At 61.7% G+C, this 15405-nt stretch carries 18 protein-coding genes; 13 read left to right on the plus strand and 5 right to left on the minus strand.

All coding sequences use genetic code 11. The features are described 5' to 3' along the window. The first annotated feature begins 109 nt into the window (after nt 1-109). Nucleotides 110-685, plus strand: coding sequence for a DUF308 domain-containing protein (locus C5J26_RS15680; protein ID WP_105402594.1), 576 nt, complete (start codon nt 110-112; stop codon nt 683-685). Nucleotides 686-765: 80 nt separating this feature from the next. Here C5J26_RS15680 and C5J26_RS15685 read toward each other — a convergent pair whose 3' ends face one another. Continuing rightward, a complete protein-coding gene (locus C5J26_RS15685; RefSeq protein ID WP_105402595.1) occupies nt 766-1407 on the minus strand; it encodes a dihydrofolate reductase family protein in 642 nt (213 codons plus the stop codon). A 148-nt stretch (nt 1408-1555) separates the two neighbouring features. Between C5J26_RS15685 and C5J26_RS15690 the strand changes: the two genes are divergently transcribed. Both C5J26_RS15690 and C5J26_RS15695 read left to right on the plus strand, forming a co-directional pair. After that, entirely contained in the window at nt 1556-1912 is a 357-nt protein-coding gene (locus tag C5J26_RS15690; RefSeq protein ID WP_105402596.1) for a helix-turn-helix transcriptional regulator, read from the plus strand. Further along, the gene (locus C5J26_RS15695; protein WP_105402597.1) at nt 1896-2375 is read left to right on the plus strand and encodes an SRPBCC family protein; all 480 of its coding nucleotides are present in this window, start codon (nt 1896-1898) and stop codon (nt 2373-2375) included. Before C5J26_RS15690 ends, C5J26_RS15695 begins: the two co-directional genes overlap by 17 nt. A gap of 232 nt (nt 2376-2607) precedes the next feature. Here the strand turns inward: C5J26_RS15695 and C5J26_RS15700 are convergent, their stop codons facing one another. From C5J26_RS15700 to C5J26_RS15710, 3 genes are all read right to left on the minus strand, one after another. Then, nucleotides 2608-3099 carry an SRPBCC family protein gene (locus C5J26_RS15700; protein ID WP_105402598.1) on the minus strand — a complete coding sequence of 164 codons (492 nt, stop codon included), beginning with the start codon at nt 3097-3099 and terminating at the stop codon, nt 2608-2610. Nucleotides 3100-3182: 83 nt separating this feature from the next. After that, nucleotides 3183-3854, minus strand: a complete 672-nt coding sequence (locus C5J26_RS15705) for a hypothetical protein (protein ID WP_105402599.1) — start codon at nt 3852-3854, stop codon at nt 3183-3185. Then, on the minus strand, nt 3851-4375 hold the full coding sequence (locus C5J26_RS15710; protein WP_245437558.1) for a TetR/AcrR family transcriptional regulator: 525 nt from the start codon (nt 4373-4375) through the stop codon (nt 3851-3853). Before C5J26_RS15710 ends, C5J26_RS15705 begins: the two co-directional genes overlap by 4 nt. Before the next feature lie 123 nt (nt 4376-4498). Between C5J26_RS15710 and C5J26_RS15715 the strand changes: the two genes are divergently transcribed. The 3 genes from C5J26_RS15715 to C5J26_RS15725 all read left to right on the plus strand — a co-directional run bounded on the left by C5J26_RS15715 (nt 4499) and on the right by C5J26_RS15725 (nt 5842). Beyond that, complete coding sequence (locus C5J26_RS15715) at nt 4499-4876, plus strand: nuclear transport factor 2 family protein (protein ID WP_105402601.1); 378 nt, start codon at nt 4499-4501, stop codon at nt 4874-4876. Between the two features lie 128 nt (nt 4877-5004). After that, nucleotides 5005-5370 (plus strand): nuclear transport factor 2 family protein, encoded by a 366-nt coding sequence (locus C5J26_RS15720; RefSeq protein WP_105402602.1) that lies wholly within the window; start codon nt 5005-5007, stop codon nt 5368-5370. Nucleotides 5371-5473: 103 nt separating this feature from the next. Beyond that, nucleotides 5474-5842 (plus strand): putative quinol monooxygenase, encoded by a 369-nt coding sequence (locus C5J26_RS15725; RefSeq protein ID WP_245441183.1) that lies wholly within the window; start codon nt 5474-5476, stop codon nt 5840-5842. Here the strand turns inward: C5J26_RS15725 and C5J26_RS15730 are convergent. Beyond that, entirely contained in the window at nt 5789-6553 is a 765-nt protein-coding gene (locus tag C5J26_RS15730; protein ID WP_105402603.1) for a GntR family transcriptional regulator, read from the minus strand. The two genes, C5J26_RS15725 and C5J26_RS15730, sit on opposite strands and share 54 nt — an antisense overlap. Before the next feature lie 116 nt (nt 6554-6669). Between C5J26_RS15730 and C5J26_RS15735 the strand changes: the two genes are divergently transcribed. The 7 genes from C5J26_RS15735 to C5J26_RS15765 all read left to right on the plus strand — a co-directional run bounded on the left by C5J26_RS15735 (nt 6670) and on the right by C5J26_RS15765 (nt 15400). Beyond that, on the plus strand, nt 6670-7983 hold the full coding sequence (locus C5J26_RS15735; protein WP_105402604.1) for a M20 family metallopeptidase: 1314 nt from the start codon (nt 6670-6672) through the stop codon (nt 7981-7983). A 19-nt stretch (nt 7984-8002) separates the two neighbouring features. Further along, complete coding sequence (locus C5J26_RS15740) at nt 8003-9553, plus strand: ABC transporter substrate-binding protein (protein ID WP_105402605.1); 1551 nt, start codon at nt 8003-8005, stop codon at nt 9551-9553. 61 nt (nt 9554-9614) lie between these two features. Continuing rightward, the gene (locus C5J26_RS15745; protein ID WP_105402606.1) at nt 9615-10562 is read left to right on the plus strand and encodes an ABC transporter permease; all 948 of its coding nucleotides are present in this window, start codon (nt 9615-9617) and stop codon (nt 10560-10562) included. Further along, a complete protein-coding gene (locus C5J26_RS15750) occupies nt 10555-11379 on the plus strand; it encodes an ABC transporter permease (RefSeq protein WP_105402607.1) in 825 nt (274 codons plus the stop codon). The genes C5J26_RS15745 and C5J26_RS15750 overlap by 8 nt, the downstream gene beginning before the upstream one ends. Nucleotides 11380-11389: 10 nt before the next feature. Then, entirely contained in the window at nt 11390-13021 is a 1632-nt protein-coding gene (locus C5J26_RS15755) for an ABC transporter ATP-binding protein (RefSeq protein ID WP_105402608.1), read from the plus strand. A gap of 22 nt (nt 13022-13043) precedes the next feature. Beyond that, entirely contained in the window at nt 13044-14264 is a 1221-nt protein-coding gene (locus C5J26_RS15760; protein WP_105402609.1) for a M20 family metallopeptidase, read from the plus strand. 2 nt (nt 14265-14266) lie between these two features. Next, on the plus strand, nt 14267-15400 hold the full coding sequence (locus C5J26_RS15765) for a Xaa-Pro peptidase family protein (RefSeq protein ID WP_105402610.1): 1134 nt from the start codon (nt 14267-14269) through the stop codon (nt 15398-15400). The last annotated feature ends 5 nt before the right edge of the window (nt 15401-15405 follow it).

A 15405-nucleotide genomic window follows, 5' to 3' on the forward strand; every position in this document is an offset into this window, starting at 1 on the left:
GTCATCGTAGCTGGTCGGATCGGCCGCCCTCCGGTTCGACCGGTTGCTTGCGATCTCCAACACGCCTCGGCGTGTAAGCCACTTATTCAAATCAGATAAGGATTTCACCATGGCACACTACCAAACGAGCTTCGCCGTGAACGGCAAGGATTATTGGTTGAAGCGATACTATTTTGCGCGAGCCGCCTTCTCCGTCATCTGGGTCGCGGCAGCATTGACGGTTGGCCGCCAGTCCTTCTCCGCAGCGGCGGTCTTGCTGATCATCTATCCCGCCTGGGATGCTGCCGCCAACTACGTCGATGCCAAACGAAACGGCGGTCTGGCACATAACAGGAGCCAGGCGATCAACGTGGCGGTCAGTTCGGTGATGACCGTTGCGGTCGTCGTCGCTCTTACAATGAGCATGAACTGGGTCCTTGGCGTTTTTGGTCTCTGGGCAATATTCTCCGGCTTCTCGCAGCTTGGCACAGCGGTTCGGCGGTGGAAGACAAGCGGGGGACAGTGGGCAATGATCCTGAGCGGCGGTCAGTCCGCCGTGGCGGGCGCATTCTTCATCGCGCAAGCGCTGAAGCCCGACGCACCTTCGATCGCCAATGTTGCGGGTTATGCTGGTCTCGGTGCCTTCTATTTTCTTGTCTCAGCCGTTTGGCTCACCGTCAGCCATATGCGGCAGAAGACTGTCTGACCCGGTTGTGCCTGCCGATTGCTGGAAAGGTGAATCCTCGAACATCCATTTCGCAAATCACCCAGGTCACAGACGAGCGGCTAGCGTTGGAAGGTCAGGTGGACGGTGCCACTCGGTGCCGTTTCTGCCTTGACTGTACAGCCAGCTTCCAAGCCGCGCAGATCGTCCCACAGGCGTATACCGCGCCCCAGCAAAATCGGAGTGATAGCAACATGAAGACGATCGACAAGGCCTGCCTTGAGGAAGTCGCGAACGACGGTGGGGCCGCCGCCAACCCGCACGTCCTTGTCGCCCGCCACACTGACAGCCCGCTGGAGCGCATCAGCAGGCGTGGTGTCGATGAAATGAAAAGTCGTCCCGCCGGCCATCTCCAAGGAAGGCCGTGGCCTATGGGTGAGGACGAAGACCGGAACCCGGAACGGTGGCTCGTCGCCCCACCAGCCACGCCAGTTCGGATCATCGGGAAAGTTGTGGAGTCCGAACATGCCGGCGCCCATGATCTCGGCACCCACATTATCGAAATACGCCCTCGCGTATTCGTCGTCGACACCTGTGGTCCCTGCTCCCGTCGTATCCTTTAACACGCGCTCGCGAAACGTTCGCGTTGCAGCATATGCTCCGACGAGACGCGGCCAGTCCTCGCCGAACGGAGCTTCGGGCGTCTGGTCCGTTGTTGTCGCGAAACCATCGAGCGAGATCATGAGATCGACACGAACTACCACTGGAGTCCTCCTTGTGAGTGGCTGCATAACCGCCTCATTATCAAGCGGGGCCGGATACTAAGGTAAGTACCTTCATATCCAAGGTTAAACACTAAGGCAAGTGCCTTTCTGTTCTTGACCAGAGCCCCAGGCTGTTTTAATGAGTCGCATGCCTTACCATTCGACTCCGCTCGACCTCGCCTTTCATGCTCTCAGCGACCCGACCCGCCGCGCGGTGGTATCGCGGCTGGCTGAGGGCGAGGTGCCGGTCAGCGTCCTGGCCGAGCCTTTCGACATGGCACTGCCCTCCTTCGCCCAGCATCTCAAGGTGCTGGAAGATTGCGGGCTGATTGCCAGCGAGAAGCGCGGGCGCAGCCGCTGGTGCCGGCTGGTGCAGGCGCGCTTCGACGAGGCGGCGGACTGGATGGAAACGGAGCGCCGGCGCTGGACCGAGCGGTTGGATCGCCTGGAAGTCTACTTGGACAAGACGGAAGAGGACGTTGAAAGACATGGCAAGCCTGTTTGAGACCTGGTCGCTCGATCGCGAAATCGTGCTGGTCAAGCTGCTGAATCACCCCCGCGAGAAGGTCTTTGCCGCCTGGATGGACCCCAAGGCGCTTGGCGAATGGTACGGCCCGGCCGGCCTTAGCATAGAGACCCACGAAGTCGATATCCGCGAGGGCGGGGTCTGGCGGTTCGACATGGTGGGCGTGTTCGAAGGCAAGGAGCAGCGCTTCCCGAACCTCATGCGCTTTCTGGAGATCGTGCCGAACGAGCGGATCGTGATGGACTATGGCACACCCGACCCTGACGACCCCGACCGTTTTCGCGCCACCGTGACCTTCGATGAGCAGGCCGACGGCAAGACCGTGCTGACAATGCGCCAACTCCACCCCAGCGCCAAGCGGCGCCAGGTGGTCATCGGCTTCGGCGCGGTGGAATACGGGCTGCAGACGCTGGACGGCCTCGCTGCCTGGCTGGACGGCTGACGAGATCTTCCTCAAGAAACGCCTGCATGTCTTGCCGGTTTCGACGATGCGCCCGAAGTCGTTGGGGCCAACGACATTTTGGGGCGTCGCCAGCGGTGACGCGCGGGACATAGCCAAGCTATTTCTGGTTATGCATCTGCTCTTCACGTTGGCCTTCGTGATGGCGGCTGCTCGCGGAGGTAAAATTCTGAGGTTCTGTAACCGCGTCCGCCGGGACCAGTGCTGCTCGGCCTCATTCAAACTGTTGGTCTTCGATACCCTTCGGATAACGATCGAGCGTCAGGTTCAACTGGATACCGTGCTCAAGCCATGCCTTTAACCCCGCAAGCAAAAGCGTGAAGCCTTGCGTGGAATCAGCGACGTAGCGCATGAGCTTATCGGCATCTCCCGTCCATCCGGACTCCTGCACGCGTACAAAAGTCGTACCATCCGGAATGGATTGAAACGTCCATTCCACAGTTGTTGGGCCGCTATAACCAGGCCATTCTATCACGACGCACTTGTTGGGCTCTACGACCTTTGGCGTGACCTCGATGGAGACGTCATGGCTCTCCCAATCCCACTTGGCGGCCTTACCGGTCTCCAGCCTTCCGCTGCCTTTGCTGAACCAGAATTTCGTCGTGATGTCCGGGTTCACGATCGCTTCGAACACATGCTCGACCGGCTTGCGGACGAGCATTCCGGTCTTGGCGATCGGCATACGGGTGATCTGAGGATTGTTCATCACTCTCTTCCACTATCTGGCGAAAACACTATTTCATATGGCTAGCTCCTCCTCGCAGCCAAGGGTCTGTCCTGGGTGGCTATTCAGTATTGCTCATCGCTCAGCATGTGATCCGCCAGGCTGTAGCAATGGCTCGCCTGATAGGCGTTCCGGCCGCGGTTCATGTGCGTGAGGTTGAAAGCTCGGATGGCCTGCAAAGCACGGCGCGTCGTCAGGAACTTGCTGATTGAGGAGAAACCGCGGATCTTGATGCCGAACATGTCCTCGCCGCGGGGGAAAAAATAGCTGAGGTCTTCCGGCGTCACGATACTGCTCTCAAGAAAAGCTTCGTCCACCCGGCCGTGATCGAGCGAACGGTCGGTGGTGAAATCGGAAAGATGCACCACGAAAAGCGCGCGGATGTCCTCGCCGTCCGCATAGAGCGAGAACAGCTCCATCCAGCTCGCATTGATGCGAACGAGAGCCTTGCCCGCCGTCGAGGGCAGGCAGGAAACGGACCAATAGTATCGCTCGGTCCGGCGCGGGATGGGAATGCAGTCGCGGCCGTAGCGCCCGAGGATCTCCAGAACCTCCGGCGCCTGTGGGCGGCGCAGCAGCTTCTCAAATCGCGCGATATACTTGAAACGCAGCTCGAGGGATTCCGAGCGCTCGTCGGCGTCGCGCAGGATCGTCTTGCCCTCCATCCAATCGTGCTGGAGCTGGAGATCCAGGAATCGGCGCAGGCCGGTGCTGCTTGGGCTGCGAGCGGCGCTCATCGGCGGTCCAGCAGTCTCGCCACCGCCTCGCGGACAAGGGCGGGGACGCTTTCGGCATCATCCAGATAGGCACTTTCCAGCAGGCCGTCCGAAAGCGCGACGAGGAGGGAAGCGGTGACGGGAGGAGCGGGATCGCCGTCCTCCGCGAGAAGGTTTTCAAGGCTGTTGTGATACCAGACGCGGCGCGCATTGATCGCCTGCCGCACAGGGCTGGCTGGATCGGGGTATTCGGCCGCCGCGTTGAGGAACGGACACCCCCGCCAGCCTCCCGCGGTCACAGCTTCGCTGATACGCCCCATGACAGCCGAGATCATTTTCCGAGGCGATTGCTTCGGAAGCGCGGCCACTGCCGCCCGCCCGAGCCGGTCTATCTCTTCGAGATAGGCGACGACGAGGTCATCCTTGGACGGAAAGTGCTTGTAGAACGTCGCCTTGGCCACGCCGGCTTCCGCGATGATGCGGTCGATGCCGACAGCGTGAATACCTCCCTGGTAAAAGAGCCGGGTCGCAGTGTCGAGCAAACGGCGACGTGCGGAACCTGATTCGGCGGGGCTGAGAGAAGTTTTCTGATCCATCGGTTGACTATAACAGACAGGTCTGTATATTGCAATTGGCAGACAGACCGGTCTGTATAGGAAGACATTATGAAAATCGGCAAAACATCTGAAATCGTTCACCGGTTCAATCGGGCCTTTGAGGAGCACGATCCTGAACTCCTCGATGACATCATCGGCCAGAACTGCGTCATGGAGTCGATCCAGCCAGCACCGGATGGCACCCGGTACGAGGGCTACGATGTGAATCTGGCATTCTGGCGGGCCATGGCGGCCGACCGCGCCAACCGCTTCGAGTCGGAAGAGATCTTCGTGATGGGTGATCGCGCCAACATCCGCTGGCGCTTCCATTTCGGCGACGGCGGCTCGCTGCGCGGGGTCAGCCTGATCCGTGTCCGTGACGGTCGGATCGTCGAAGCCCTGGCTTATGCCAAAACACCCGGTCAGTCGGCGCCCCTGCCTGAGTAGTTTGTGGCAAGGACGACAAGACAAACGAGAGTCGCAATCATCTTCATTTTTTGTTCAACCGGAGCCTGGTTCATCATCGGCCACACGCAGGGGATCGACGGCGGCTCCATCGCTCTATGAGGTGAGAAATGACCAGTGACAGCAAAGCTACCCGCCAAATCGTGGAACGCTTCCACAACGCATTTGAGAAGCATCGCCCCGAAGACCTTGATGATCTCATCGGCGACGGCTGTGTTCTCGAAAATACGGCGCCGGCCCCGGATGGAGCGCGCTATGAAGGACGCGAGGCTTGCCTCACCTTCTGGAAGGGAGTCGCGTCGTCCGCCAACCTTGTCTTCAAAGCTGAGGAAATCTCCGTGATGGGCGATCGCGGGATCATCCGCTGGCAGCTTCGCTGGAGCGAGCGCGAAGCGGACCGGGTTCGAGGCGTCAACATCATGCGCGTCCGGGACGGAAAGATCGTCGAGGGCCTGGGGTACGTGAAGGGGAGTTGACGTTTCCGATCACGAACCGGCGATCCCAGCGGGTCGCTATCCAGGACCACGCACTGCGGCGGGCTGCCCGAGCAAGGCGCCAGCCCAAAGGAGGAGTAGACCCATGATCATCATAGCCGGCTACACCCGCACCGATGCCAAGAAGCGGGACAGCACCGTGGAAGCCTTCAGCGGCATGGTCGAACGCGCGAGGGCGTATGACGGCTGTCTCGACTTCTCCATAAGCGCGGACGCGGTCGATCCGGAGCGCGTCAATCTCTTCGAATGCTGGCGCGACCAGACCGCGCTGGACGCCTGGCGCAAGATCGCGAAGGGGCCCGCGCGGGAAACCTCGAGAGGTCGCCGTGAGCCTCCATCGCGCGGACAAGGCCGAAAAACTTTTCTGAGGACCAGCGATGTCGACTGCGAAGACACCGCCTTACTGCACCTCGTTGACATAGCGGTGGTTGGCGGTGGTTGCCCGGTGCGCTGAAATCAAAACCGGTACAGCCATCTGGTCATAGGCCACTTCGTCGATCGTTAGGACCGCTGCTGGCCGGCTCAGGTCCAGCCAATGGGCATCGCACTCGGCCGCAAGGTCGGCGCCGATCTGCTCGCGTATGGCCGAGATGCGGATCCCATAATTTTCCAGCAGATGCAGGTAGAAGAGCTGAGGGATTTCCTCCGGCCTTTCCGGGAAGTCCGGAACCCGTTCGCGGGAAAGCGTCAGCGTCTCGTGCATGATCGGGCGCTCGTCGACGTAACGCACCCGGTGGAAGGTGACGATCGGCGATCCTTCGTCGATCTGAAGTTTTCGTGCATCGGCCGCGGAAGCCGAACTCCTGTCGAGCGAAGTCACCTTCGTGACCGACTTGCTGAGCGAACCATCCAGCCCGTGCAATCGAAAATACTGAAAAAACAGGCGCAGGCTGTGCTGCGGCTTGCGGCCGGTCACGACTGTGCCGGTCTTGCGACGGCGGCTGAGAAGGCCGTCATTGGTGAGATCCATCAGCGCCCGCCGGATCGTGCCCACGGCCACGCCGTAGGTTTGCGACAGCGCCACTTCGCTCGGCAGAACCGCACCCGGTTCCAGTTTGCCGAGCATGATCGCTTCGGTGATCTGTCGTTTGACCACTTCATAGAGCGGCAACGACAATTCCGTCAGCTTGATCACTCCTGATGAATTATTGGGCAGTTCCGGCAATGATTTGCCTCTTCTTTGGAGTTGACTCGGGGTCTCGATCTACGCAGTATTACTATATAGTTTATATTAAAGCGCAAGCTGGGGAGGCCGGCGCGACGGGTACCGAGGACACTGCCATGAACGCGCCGCAGCCACCTTCTTCGCAACAGATCCTTGGACCTGCCATGGCAGCGATTGAGCGGGATGTCGAGGTTGCTGTCGATGATCTGGCCCGGATGATCGAAGTTGACACCTCATTCCCGCCGGGCCGGGGCTATGACGCTTTTGCCGATCTGATGGCAGAACTGCTTTCGCCCTTTGGGTTTGCGTTTGAGCGGGTCGTCGTGCCGCGTGATCTTTGGTACGTGGCCGGTGGGCCGGCATCCGGCGAGCGGACCAACCTCATTGCCACCCGCGGAACGGGAAAGCCCGTCTGCGGTCTTTATTATCATGTCGACACGGTCCCGGCCGCGCCTGGCTGGGCACGCGATCCGCTGAAGCTGACGGTCGAAGGTGACGATCTGTTCGGGCTCGGCGCAGCCGACATGAAGGGCACGATCGCAGCAACGCTGCTGGCGTTGCGGGCTGCCAAAAAATGCGGGCTGCCTCTCTATTACGATCCGATGCTGCTGCTGTGCACCGATGAGGAAGGGGGCCTCTATCCCGGCATTCGCTATCTGGCGGAGCAGGGCATGTTGAAAGGTCATATCCTCAATTTCAACGGGTCCGCGGCGCCGCGCATCTGGGCTGGCTGCTTCGGTGTCTTCCATCTGCAGGTGACGATCAGGGGGCACGCTGTTCATGCGGGCGAAGGCAATCGCACCGGCATCGGCATCAATGCTATCGAAGGCGCCTTGCCCATGCTCAATGCCTTGATGGCATTGAAGCCGGACGTGGCCAGGCGGGCATCCGCGCTGACTCCGCCGCCGCACGCATCAGGTCCGCTGCGACCGCAGCTTTCGATTTCCGCCGTCAACGGCGGAACCGCCGGCGGACAGGTGCCGGCGGAGATCAAGATTCTCGTGAGCCGGCGTTACGCTCCGGAAGAAAACTATGAGGTCGCGCGCGACGAGATCGAAAGCCTGATCCGCGACAGCATTGCCGGCACGGGGCTGGGGCTCGAAACGGACCTTGTCGGCCACCTCATCCCGACGGACGATCCGGAAGGTCCGCATTGGCCACGCTGGCAGAAGGCGCTGTCGCTGGGCTTCGGCTACAAGCCGGAAGACTTTCAAAAATGGGGCGCCGTAAGCTGCTCCGATTTCGGCTACGTGCAGAAGTCCGGCTTTGCACAGGAGGTGCTGCTGGGCGGGCTCGGCCGCCCAGAAAGCTGCATCCACAGTCCTGAAGAGCATACCACCCGCCAGGACATCATCGCCCTGGCGAAAAGCATACTGGCCTATCTCGCGGCGGACTTTGCCGCCGACGCCATTCCTGAAAACCGCGCCTGAACCATAAGGGAACTGAAAAATGCTGGAAATGAAACGTCGCTTCTTCCTCGCCGGCACCGCCGCCGTCTTTGCTGCACCGGCGCTTGGCCTGGCGCAGACCGCAAAGCCGGCCAAGGGCGGCACGCTGCGCATCTCCGTTGACCAGGCTGCAAGCGTCATCCATCCGCTTTTGACCCGCGTCAATCCGGAATACCTGGTGACCGAACTGCTCTACAGCAACCTGACGCGCCTGAAGGTCGACATGTCGGTCGAGCCGGATCTGGCCGAAAGCTGGACGCCCAATGACGGCCTGACGGAATGGACGTTCAAGCTGCGCAAGGGCGTCACCTTCCATGACGGCTCGCCGTTCACGGCAAAGGACGTCGTCGCCACCTTCAAGGCAATCCTCAATCCGGCAACCGCGTCGCCCGGCCGCAACAATGTCGGCCCGATCTCCGACATCGTCGCCGTCGACGATACGACGGTGCTGTTCAAGCTGTCCGGCGCCTATGCCGACTTGCCGGTCGCCATGGCCTACACCAACGCTCGCATCATTCCGGCCTCGATCGCCACCGGTGACCTCAAGAGCCTTTCCACCAAGGCTGTGGGCACCGGCCCGTTCAAGCTGGTATCCTACGAGCCGGACCGCCTGATCGTCGTCGAACGCAACCCGAACTATTACGACCCGGCACGCCCCTATCTCGATCGTATCGAGGTCCAGGTATTCCCGGATATCTCCGCCGAAGGCTCGGCGATGATCGCCGGCAATGTCGACATCATCTCGACGCTGCAGCCGACCGAATACCTGCGGCTTGACGGCAATGACGGCGTCGAGGTCCTGCGCACGCCGTCCGGCCAGTTCTGCAACATCAACTTCGGTTGCGACACCGCACCGTTCAACGACGCGCGCGTCCGCCGTGCGATCGCGCTCACGGTCGATCGCGAGGCGATGGTCAACTTCGTGACCGAAGGATTTGGCACGCCGGGCAACGACACGCCGCTGAACCCGTCCTACCAGTTCTTCAAGGCTGCCAAACAGCGCCAGAAGAATATCCAAGAAGCCAAGAAGCTGCTTGCGGAAGCCGGTTTCCCGAATGGCCTGCAAGCGACGCTCATCGCCTCCGACCGCCCGGCGGTGCGCACCCAGCTTGCGGTCGCCCTCAAGGAAATGGCCAAGGAAGCCGGCATTACCATCAACGTCCAGACGATGCCGCATGCCACCTATCTGGAGCAGGTGTGGAAGAAGGGCAGCTTCTATGTCGGCTTCTACAACATGCAGCCGACCCCGGACGGAATCTTCAAGCTTCTCTATACCTCGGATGCCTCCTGGAACGAGACGCGCTGGAACAACAAGGCCTTCGACGCCCTGGTCGCCGAAGCCCGCGGCACGATCGACGCGGCCAAGCGCACCGAGCTTTACACCAAGGCCCAGGAGCTGATGAACGAGGAAGTACCCTCGATCATCCCGTCCTTCTTCGATGTGCTGTCGGCCAAGCGTAGCTGGGTCAGCGGTTACCAGGCGCATCCGCGCGCCTCGGTCTTCCGCCTCGACTACGCCTCCCTGACCGACAAGGCGCCCAAGCGCGGCTGACCACCCCGAACAATGCCGGGCGCTCTTTGGGCGTCCGGCCAGTCGAACAAGGAACACGACCGTGTCGCCGAACTATATAGCCAAGCGGCTGGTGATGATCGTCTATACGCTCTTCATCGTATCGCTCATCGTCTTCGCCATCACCCAGATCCTGCCGGCCGATGCGGCCGTCATGATGCTGGGCGAGAATGCGACACAGGACGCCCTCGCGGCGTTGCGCGAAAACATGGGGCTCAACGCTCCGGTGTGGCAGCAATATGCAATTTGGCTCGGCCACGTGCTGCAGGGCGATCTCGGCACCTCGCTGCGCACCGGCCAGCCCGTCGGCCCGGTCATGTTCGAGGCCCTCGGACGCTCGCTGCTTTTGGCCTTCCTGTCGATCGGCCTGATGCTGGTTCTTGCCATTCCGCTCGGCATCATCGCCGCCGTCCGTCGCGGCAAGATCGCCGACATGGTCGTCAGCCTGATCTCCTATGCCGGCGTGGCGCTACCCGAATTCGTCACCGCAACGGTCGCCGTCCTCGTCTTCGCCGACCTGATGAAATGGTTGCCGCCGACCGGCTATGTGCCGCTTACCGAAAATTTTGCGGGCGGCATCGCCCATCTGGTCCTGCCGGTCTGCGTCATTTCGGTGATCCTGATTGCTCACGTCTCGCGGATGGTTCGCTCGGAACTCGTCGATGTGCTGCACACCGATTATATCCGCGCCGCCCGGCTGAAGGGGATTTCACGCGGACAAGTCCTGCGTCGCCACGCGCTGCGCAATGCGCTGTTGCCGACCATCACCATCGTTGCGCTCGATGTGGGTTACCTGCTCGGTGGCGTCATCGTCGTCGAAGAGATCTTTGCCATTCCCGGCATCGGCCGCCAGTTGATTGTGGCGATCCAGGCGCGTGACCTGCCGGCCATCCAGGCCGGCGTGCTGATCATGGCTGCCACCTATTCGATCGTCAATTTCATCGCCGACATCCTCTATGCCTGGCTCGACAAGAGGATCCAGTATGACTGATTTCATCAAACGCCTCCTGCGCACGCCGCAGGGCGCGATCGGCGTGTTGCTTGTCCTGCTGGTGCTGGTGATCGTGCTGTTCGGACCAATGCTCGCGCCGCACGACCCGGAAACTCTTGCACCGCTTACGCGATACAAGGGCCCGAGCGCTGCCTATTGGCTGGGAACTGATCAATACGGCCGCGACATCTTCAGCCGCCTGCTGATCGGCGCCCGCGCCACCGTCGTCATGGCCGTGCTCGCAACCATCGCCGGCACGCTGCTCGGCGCCTTCGTCGGCACCACCTCCGCCTTCCTCGGCGGCCGGGCGGACGAACTGATCATGCGCACCATCGACGCCGTCATGTCGATCCCGAGCCTGCTGTTTGCGCTTCTGGTGGTCAACCTCCTGGGGTCCAGCACGGTCAACGCACTGATCGCCGTTGCCATCGCGTTCGCGCCGGGCATGGCCCGTATCACCCGCAGCGTCGCGCTGTCGGTGCGCAAGCAGGATTATGTCAATGCGGCGGTCGCTCGTGGCGAAAGCTCTGCCTACATCATCCTGCGGGAAATGCTGCCGAACGTCATTGCGCCGATCATCGTCGAGATGACAATCCGCATTTCCTTTGCGGTCATGCTGTTTGCGACGCTCAGTTTTCTCGGTCTCGGCGCACAGCCGCCGGCGGCCGAATGGGGCCTGATGGTCTCGGAGGCGCGCCGCTACATGCACCTGAGTGCCGGCATCCTGATCTGGCCGAGCGTGGCGATCGCCGTCGTCGCCGTCGGCTTCAACCTTCTGGGCGACGGTCTTCGCGATGCCCTCAATCCGCGAACCTGAGGCCACCACCATGACGACAAAACCAGAAACTCCGGTTCTCGCGATCGAGAATTACTCGTTGGATTACGACACGGCCTCCGGCGTCTTCCATGCGCTCAAGAACATCGACCTTTCCGTCCACCGCGGCGAAATCCTCGGCCTGGTCGGTGAATCCGGTTCCGGCAAGACCTCGCTTGCCTGGTCGATCATGCGCTATCTGCCCAAGAACGCGCGCGAACCAGGTGGCCGTATCCTGCTGAGCGGCGAGAACCTGCTCGAAAAGACCGATGCCCAGATCGAGGCCTTTCGCGGCCGGCGCATCAGCATGGTGTTCCAGGATCCGAGCACGTCGCTCAACCCGACTCTGTCGCTCGGCACCCAGCTCGCCGAAGTGCTGGTCCGTCACCGCGGGCTGACACGGAAGCAGGCCTGGAAAGAAGGCGAGGCGATGCTTGATCGCGTTGGCCTGAAGACGCCGGCAGCGATGATGAACCGCATGCCGCACGAGGCATCGGGCGGCGAGAAGCAGCGCGTCGTCATCGCATCCGCGTTTGCGTGCAATCCCGAATGCATCATCTTCGATGAACCGACGACGGCGCTCGACGTCATCACCTCATGCCAGATCCTCGACCTGTTCGTGGAATTGCAGGCCGAGACCGGCGTCGCCTCGCTCTACATTTCCCACGATCTGGCGCTGGTGTCGCGCACGGCCAGCCGCGTCGCCGTCATCCGTCGCGGCGACATCGTCGAGCAGGGCGCGGTGCGCGATATCTTTGCCAATCCGCAGCAGGATTATACCCGCGAGCTGATCGCGGCGGTTCCCGATCCGGCCCGCAGGCTGGTCGGTGACATTGTCGTTGACACGGACAAGCCGCTGGTGCGGGTCGAAAACGTCAGCGTCCATTATGGCCGCAAGCCGTTTCTGGCAGCACTCACCGGCCGCGCCACCGAACGCGTTGCCGGCAACAATGCCATCAGCCTCAGCATCAATCCGGGGGAGGTTCTCGGCATCGTCGGTGAATCCGGCTCCGGTAAATCGACCCTGGCGAAGGCGATGACCGGTCTCAACCGCTTCGAGGGCAAGATCTGGTTCGACGGTCGCGAGATCAGGAACCTTGGCGACATGGACAATGCCTATCGCAAGGATGTGCAGATCATCTTCCAGCACCCCGACGCCTCGCTCAATCCCCGCCAGAAGATCAGCGAGATCCTGTCGCGGCCGCTGAAGCTGTTCGGGGACGCGTCTCATCTCGACCAGAAGGTGGGCGACATGCTGGAGCAGGTGCGCCTGCCGCGCACCCATGCCCAGCGGTATCCGCATCAGCTGTCGGGCGGCGAGAAACAGCGCGTGGCGATCGCCCGTGCGTTTGCCTCCAAGCCGAAATTGGTGATCTGCGACGAGATCACTTCCGCACTCGACGTGTCGGTGCAGGCGTCCATCGTCCAGCTGCTGCTGGAGCTGCAGAAGGCCAGCGGCACCGCCTATCTGTTCATTACCCACGACCTCAACCTTATCCGCCAGATCGCCCACCGGATCGCCGTGATGTATCGCGGCAATCTCGTCGAGATCGCACCGGCAGCAGACATCGATAGCCAGGATCGCGCCGAATATACCCGCCGCCTGATCGAGGCGGTGCCGCGCGCGGCGGGCCAATACCTATGACAATGCATCAAGGAGCATGACAATGGACCCGAAATCCCTGGTGGATCGGATCAACGAAAAGGCCTGCCTCGATTTCCTATCGAAGATGGTCCAGCACAAGAGCCATTCGGAAACCGATGGCGAGCGTGATCTTGCGCGCTACATGGCCGGCGAACTGGAAAAGATCGGGGTCGAAGCCGAATTGCAGCCATTCGACGAAGGCCGCCGCTTCAACACGATCGGACGCCTCAGGGGTACCGGCGGCGGCAAGAGCCTGCTGTTCAACGGCCATCTCGACACCAATCCGGTCACCGAAGGCTGGACGGTCGATCCCTATGCCGGCCTCGTCGATGACAAGTTCATCTACGGTATCGGTGTGTCGAACATGAAGGCCGGTGATGCCGCCTATTTCTGCGCGGTCAAGACGCTGCTCGATGCCGGCGTCAAGCTCAAGGGCGACGTTATCCTGACCTTCGTGGTCGGCGAGTTGCAGGGCGGCGTCGGCACGCTTGCGGCGATCAGACACGGTGTCAAGGCGGATTATTTCATCAACAGCGAACCGAGCGATCTCGTCGCCGTCACCATGCACGCGGCAGCTCTCAGCTATGTCATCGAATTGACCGGCGACACGCGCCATCTCTCCAAGCGCGAGGAATCCGTCGATGCGATCGCCGCGGCTTGCGACATCATCCCGCGCATCAACGCCATGACCTTCAGCGGCGCCAGGAGCGACGTGCACCGGTCGATCAACCGCGGCCATGTCGGCGTCGTCCATGGCGCCCTCGGGCGCAGCCTCGAAGAATGGCGTCCGCCGCAGGTGGCGGATTTCGTCCGCCTCAAGGGCTCGTGCCGTTATGCGCCGGGGCAGACGCAGGAGGGCGTGCTGGCCGATCTCGAAAAGGAGCTGGTGGCCCTCGAAGGCCGCTTCCCGGGCCTCAAGGCAAAGCTGGTTCCGGAATTGATCGAGGGTCGCCCGCTGATGCCGCCCTTCGAGGTCTCGCCGACATCGCGCATCGTCAAATCGATCAACGCGGCCTATGAAGCCGTGCGCGGCGAAAAACAACCGACCGGCGCGATCACACCGACGCGCTTCTACGGTACCGATGCCGGCCATCTCTACAAGGAACTCGGCATGGAAGGTATCGTGTGCGGCCCCGGCGGCCGTTACAACACCATGCCCGACGAGCGTGTCGACATCGTCGACTATCTCGACATGATCCGCGTCTACATGCTGACCATCCTCGATATCTGCGAGGTTGCCTGATCATGTTCTCCCGGGCGGAATTCGATCGCCGTATTGCACGCGCCCGGGACGCCATGGCATCCGCCGGCGTCGATCTGCTGCTCGTCGATAGCGGCGAACTGCTAGCCTGGCTGACCGGCTACACCGTCTCCGAAACCATGTACCGCGCCGCCTTTTTGCCGCGCGAGGGCGATGCCTGGTTTACGCTGCGGGCGCTGGACCAGGCGCCCTGCCGGGAAAAGAGCTGGATTTCCGACGTGGTCGGTTTCGTCGATACCGACGAAGCGCAAGCGGCCGTCGCGGCAAGCATCCGCGAGCGCCGGTTTGCCGGTGCGCGCATCGGCCTCGATACCAATTCCTACAGCATGAGTGCTGCGACCTTCATGCGGCTTTCGGCGCTGCTGCCGGAGGCGCGCTTCATTCCCATGCCGGGGCTCAGCGACAGCCTGCGCTGGGTCAAGTCGGAGGAGGAGATTGCCATCCTCCGCCAGGCATGTGCAATCGCCGACAAGACGATGCTGGAGATCGCAAGGCAGGCTCGTCCGGGAATGACCACCCGCGATGCGGCGGCAATCGCCTCGCAGGTCTTCCTGCGTGAAGGTGCCGATACCGGGGAAGTGGGCCCGGTCGTCAAGGCCTCCGGCAGCCACGAGTTTCTGCACGGCGCGTTCAAGACCGAAACGATCGCGGAGGGCGACGTCCTGCATGTCGAACTCATTCCGCGCGTCGGGAACTATGGGGCGCGGATGATGCGGCCGATCGTCGTGGGTGCTCCCTCCGCGGTACTTACCGCTACGGCGGGAAAGCTGATTGAGCTGCAGGATCGGCAGATCTTGGCGATGAAGCCGGGTGCCATAGCGCGGGACGTTGACGCGATCATGCGCCGAGGTGCCCTCGACACGGGCCTGCGACCGACCTACGAAAACGTCACCGCCTATACGCTGGGCCTCTATACCCGCACGCCCCGCACCAGCGACTTTTCGCGGGTTCTACTGCCCACATCCGACTGGGCGCTGGAGGAGGGGATGGTGTTTCACCTTTATGCGACGGCTCAAGGCCTGGGTTTCAGCGAAACGGTGGTCGTCAATAAAGAGGGAGGGGCTCGGCTCACGAACACGCCAAGACTGGTTTTGGCGCCTAACCCGGCTGGTCGTTAGTCAGA

The sequence above is a fragment of the Neorhizobium sp. T7_12 genome (genome assembly GCF_002968535.1).
In the GTDB taxonomy this organism is placed as follows: domain Bacteria; phylum Pseudomonadota; class Alphaproteobacteria; order Rhizobiales; family Rhizobiaceae; genus Neorhizobium; species Neorhizobium tomejilense.